Annotated in this window: 1 pseudogene; it reads left to right on the top strand. The window is 76.7% G+C overall.

Going from position 1 to position 626, the window contains the following annotated elements:
- Positions 1-626: pseudogene (locus KBX39_RS32535) on the top strand (polyketide synthase dehydratase domain-containing protein); the annotation flags it as partial.

Below are 626 nucleotides of genomic sequence, written 5' to 3'. Positions count from 1 at the left end.
AGGCGCAGGCGTTGCTGCACGCCCTGGCGGAGTTGCACGTGCACGGGATGCCGGTGACCTGGGCACAGTGGTTCGCCGAGACCGGCGCGCGGCGGGTGGACCTGCCCACGTACGCCTTCCAGCGGGAGCGGTACTGGCTGCCGCCCACCGGCCAGTCCGCCGACGTCTCCGGGGCCGGCCTCGGCGTGGCGCGGCACCCGCTGCTCGGCGCGGCGGTGTCGGTCGCCGGCGAGGACATGGTGGTGCTGACCGGCCGGCTGTCGGTGTCGACGCACCCGTGGCTCGCCGACCACATCGTCTCCGGCGCCGTGGTGGTGCCGGGCACCGCGCTGGTGGACCTCGTCGTCCGCGCGGGCGACGAGGTCGGCGCGTCCCGCGTCCGCGAGCTGACAGTCCTCGCCCCGCTCGTGCTGCCCGCCACCGGCGGCGGGGTACGGGTCCAGGTCCGGGTCGGTCCCGTCGATGGAACCGGCAGCCGCTCGGTGACCGTGCACTCCCAGCCCGAGGACGACTCCGAGTCGGGCTGGACCCGGCACGCCGACGGCCTCGTCGGCGTCCCCACTGCCGACGAGCCCACCCCGGGCGCCTGGCCGCCACCCGGCGCGTCCGAGGTGGACGTCACCGGC

The sequence above is a fragment of the Micromonospora sp. D75 genome, from assembly GCF_018070405.1.
GTDB classification, from domain to species: domain Bacteria; phylum Actinomycetota; class Actinomycetes; order Mycobacteriales; family Micromonosporaceae; genus Micromonospora; species Micromonospora chalcea.
The sequence above is the reverse complement of the archived record's forward strand: the minus strand, read 5'-3'. Positions and strand labels throughout refer to the sequence as shown.